Raw genomic sequence first — 4221 nt, 5'->3', positions numbered from 1 at the left:
TATACGTAAACAGTGCAGAAGCCGCATCGCCCTTTTGTAAAGCCAGTTCTGAATTTAACAAAGTGAAAACCTGCGAGGTGCGGTTTTGTATACCCAACAGACGTATCCGCTCCTGCTCGCGCTCTTCGGGAGAAAAACGGTCGGCACGGCTTTTCTTTTTAATAATCTTAGCTGATTCAAAAACTGCATTTGAATCGCCGGGCGCGGCAAAAGTTTGTGTAGCAAACAACATCATGACAGCCGCAGCTGCTACTCGAATACGGGATGGGGAAAACAACATAACTATCCTTTTTGAGAACCTGCCGGCATTTTCAGACGGCCTAAGCATCTGCAAAACAGACGCAAAGCTTTATTTATCATTCAGGCATAACTGTAACACACGCACTCTATTTTGTTGACACGGTAACCGTAAACCTTGTGTAATCCTCATCTGCATAAAACGATCGGCGCCAAAAATGAATACCGACCACCTTATCCATTTCCTCACTCAAGCTTCACACTTCAGCAGCCGTATGCAAGCAGAGCGCAATCAATTATTTACCGCCCACACGGTCAAAGAAGCAGCCGTTTTGGTCGGTATTGTCTTGCATGAAGGAACGTGGCAAATCTTACTGACCAAAAGAGCCGAGACCTTAAGGCAGCACACCGGGCAAATCGCCTTTGCCGGCGGCCGCAAAGATGTCCAAGACGACAGCCTAACGGCAACGGCGTTAAGAGAAGCTTATGAAGAAACCGCCATTCCGATTACTGCATGGCAAACTTTTGCGCCGCTACCCTTTTATGACACGCCTTCCGGCTACCGTGTTACACCTGTTCCGGCAATTTGCGTCCAGCCCGTCAACCCCAAAGCCAACCCCGACGAAGTAGCAGAAATTTTTTATCTGCCTTTGGATTGTGCCTTAAACCTGCAAAACTATACATTCCGTCAACTTCATCACAACAATCAAACCCTCGCCCTCCCCGCCCTGCCTTTCCAACACTACGACATCTGGGGGCTGACCGCACTCATTCTATACGGACTGGCAGAACGTTATCAGCAATATTGCCAAGCTTTTAAATAAGGCAAGGCCGTCTGAAACCAATATTCAGACGGCCTGATTTAATCCATTCTCTTTACGCGGCTTCTTCGAAATATTCGATACCTTCTCCGAACCATTTCATCTCATTGCGCAGGGCAACCACTTCGCCAATTACCATTAAAGCCGGACGCTCCGCTTCGGCGGCCAACAAGCCTAAATCTTTCAGACTGCCTGTCCGCACGGTCTGATTCGGTAAAGTCCCATTGGAAATCACGGCAACGGGTGTAGAAGGCTGTCTGCCATAAGCCATCAGTTTTTCCGCAATCTCGGTCGCTTTAAGCGTCCCCATATAGATTACCAACGTTTGGCGGCTTAAAGCCAAAGTCTGCCAATCGGGCTGACTGCCCTCGTGTTTGCTGTGGCCGGTCACAAATAAAGCACTTTGGGCGCAATCGCGATGGGTTAACGGAATACCGGCATAAGCAGTGGCACCAAGCGCGGCAGTAATGCCCGGCACAATGCGGTAAGCAATTCCGGCCTGATGCAGGGTTTGCACTTCCTCCCCGCCGCGCCCGAACACAAAAGAATCGCCGCCTTTCAACCTCACCACGCGCTCACCTTTTTGAGCATGTTCAACCAATAGACGGTTGGTTTCTTCCTGCTGGACATGATGTGCGCCGGCGCGCTTGCCCACGCTGATTTTCACCGCATCTTTACGCACCATCGCCAAAATCTCATCCGACACCAAAGCATCGTAAAATACGGTATCCGCAGCCTGAATCGCCTGCAAAGCATGTATGGTCAGCAAGCCCGGATCACCCGGCCCTGCGCCCACCAAAACCACTTCGCCGCCAAACGGCGTTTCCCGGTTTAACTGCGTGATCAATTCACGTTCTGCCGCCTCGATATTGTTTTGGGCTGCAAAAATACTGAAACGGCTGTCGAACAACTTTTCCCAAAAATAACGGCGTCGTTCGACATGATGAATTGTCTGTTTAACCTTTTCGCGCCATTTTCCGGCAATACGCGCCATCGTGCCCGTATGCAGCGGAATCAATGTTTCAATAATCTGCCACCATTTCCGCGCCAATACAGGCGCAGTACCACCGCTGGATATGGCTATCTTCAACGGTCCTCTATCCACCACGGCAGGCACGATAAACGAACACAAATCCGCCGTATCCACCGTATTGCACAATTTCGCCCGTCGTTCCGCTGCGTCAAAAACACGGCGGTTAAACATGCCATTATCCGTCGCCGCAATAACGAAATACACCTCTTCCAACATGGCTTCTTCAAACAAACCGCCCAGCCAAACTATTTTCCCTTCAGCCGCCCATTGCTGAAACTGCGGATTCAAAGTTTCCGCAACAACGCGCACGCGCGCTCCTGCAGATAACAGGCTTTCCGCCTTGCGCTCGGCAACCTTGCCCGCGCCTGCCAGTAAAACTGGGCGGTCTTTTAAATCGGCAAACAAAGGATAATGGCTCATGGTCGTGCTCTTACTTTATCAATGATTGTCCGCCGATATTAAAGGCCGTCTGAAAAAATAGGAAAGAATGGTTTCTGATTTTCTTATGGTGTTTGGTTATATACCTGCCACAACAAAATAAGTTATAGCAGCAAACACAAAACAGAAGCAGAAAATTTCAAAATAAACGATTAGGAGATAGTGCAACAATATAAAAATTCATTTTTTCACAAATAAATTGCGCCCTCTTCATTTTTCAGACGGCCTTTGCCTGCGTATAATATCGGTCTATTTACAATTCATACGAGCTTAGTCCAGCCATGACCGAATCCATCCGCCTGCCCGCTTCTACACTCAAGCCTTCGACCGTTGCCCTGCCCGGTTCCAAAAGCATCAGCAACCGCACGCTACTCTTGGCCGCACTCTCCGACAACGTTTGCGAAATCCATTCTTTGCTCAAATCCGACGATACCGACCGAATGCTTGAAGCACTCGACAAACTCGGCGTACAAATTGAATCTTTACCTGAAGGCCGTCTGAAAGTTCATGGCACCGGCGGCCGCTTTCCCAACCAAACCGCCGATTTGTTTTTAGGCAACGCCGGTACGGCATTCCGCCCTTTGACTGCCGCACTTGCCGTTTTGGGTGGCGACTATCATCTGCATGGCGTGCCGCGTATGCACGAACGCCCTATCGGCGATTTAGTGGACGCGCTGCGCATTGCCGGCGCAGACGTACAATATCTGGGCAATGAAAACTATCCGCCGCTTCAGATCGGTAAACGCCAAGACAACGGCGAGCGCGTTATTCCGATTAAAGGCAATGTTTCCAGCCAATTCCTGACCGCCCTGCTGATGGCTTTACCCTTGACCGGACAAGCTTTTGAAATCCACATGGTAGGCGAGTTGATTTCCAAACCTTATATCGACATCACGCTCAAGCTGATGGCGCAGTTTGGTGTAGACATCATCAATGAAGACTACCGTGTATTTAACATCCCGGCCGGAGCCAAATATCATGCGCCCGAACATTTATATGTAGAAGGCGATGCCTCCAGCGCGTCTTATTTCTTGGGCGCAGGCCTGATTGCGGGTACACCCATCCGCGTAACCGGTATCGGTGCGCACAGCATCCAAGGCGACGTTGCCTTTGTGCGCGAACTGGAGAAAATCGGCGCAGATGTCATTTGGGGCGAAAATTTTGTTGAAATTTCCCGTCCTGCCGAGCGCAATATTCAGGCTTTTGATTTAGATGCCAACCATATTCCAGACGCGGCCATGACTCTGGCTATCGTCGCACTGGCCACCAAACAACCCTGCACCCTGCGCAATATCGGCTCATGGCGCGTCAAAGAAACCGACCGTATCGCCGCCATGGCAACTGAGCTGCGCAAACTGGGGGCTGAAGTCGTTGAAGAAGCCGAAGCCATCCATATTACGCCGCCCGAAACACTTACCCCCGATGCCGTCATCGATACTTACGACGACCACCGCATGGCCATGTGTTTCTCGCTGGCTTCGCTTTTGGGCGTCCCCGTCATCATCAACGACCCGAGATGCACGCATAAAACTTTCCCCGACTATTTCCAAGTTTTTGCATCATTGACCAACTAATTGATTATTCAAATTTTCAGACGGCCTGTTGTATACAAAAAACACAGGCCGTCTGAAAAATAAAAATAAAACTATACTTTTTCTTAATTTATGCGATAATAGCTAAATAAATTCTTAG

Annotated in this window: 3 protein-coding genes and 1 pseudogene; 2 read left to right on the top strand and 2 right to left on the bottom strand. The window is 49.6% G+C overall.

Annotated features, from left to right (window positions below; genetic code table 11):
* Positions 1 to 280, bottom strand: a pseudogene (locus ACTHUE_RS11885) (tetratricopeptide repeat protein); the annotation flags it as partial.
* 175 nt (positions 281 to 455) lie between these two features.
* On the opposite strand from ACTHUE_RS11885, the gene ACTHUE_RS11880 reads away from it, so the two are divergent.
* Positions 456 to 1061, top strand: a complete 606-nt coding sequence (locus ACTHUE_RS11880) for a CoA pyrophosphatase (RefSeq protein WP_107867279.1) — start codon at positions 456 to 458, stop codon at positions 1059 to 1061.
* A gap of 52 nt (positions 1062 to 1113) precedes the next feature.
* Here ACTHUE_RS11880 and cysG read toward each other — a convergent pair whose 3' ends face one another.
* Entirely contained in the window at positions 1114 to 2511 is a 1398-nt protein-coding gene (cysG, locus tag ACTHUE_RS11875) for a siroheme synthase CysG (RefSeq protein WP_107867278.1), read from the bottom strand.
* Between the two features lie 299 nt (positions 2512 to 2810).
* On the opposite strand from cysG, the gene aroA reads away from it, so the two are divergent.
* Positions 2811 to 4103, top strand: coding sequence for a 3-phosphoshikimate 1-carboxyvinyltransferase (gene aroA, locus ACTHUE_RS11870; RefSeq protein ID WP_440423541.1), 1293 nt, complete (start codon positions 2811 to 2813; stop codon positions 4101 to 4103).
* The last annotated feature ends 118 nt before the right edge of the window (positions 4104 to 4221 follow it).

The sequence above is a fragment of the Neisseria sp. P0021.S005 genome (assembly GCF_051956955.1).
The sequence above is the reverse complement of the archived record's forward strand: the minus strand, read 5'-3'. Positions and strand labels throughout refer to the sequence as shown.

Bases quoted from the DNA above. Each gene is read 5' to 3' on its own strand.
- ACTHUE_RS11880 (WP_107867279.1), top strand. From the start codon at position 456: ATGAATACCGACCACCTTATCCATTTCCTCACTCAAGCTTCACACTTC.
- cysG (WP_107867278.1), bottom strand. From the start codon at position 2,511: ATGAGCCATTATCCTTTGTTTGCCGATTTAAAAGACCGCCCAGTTTTA.
- aroA (WP_440423541.1), top strand. From the start codon at position 2,811: ATGACCGAATCCATCCGCCTGCCCGCTTCTACACTCAAGCCTTCGACC.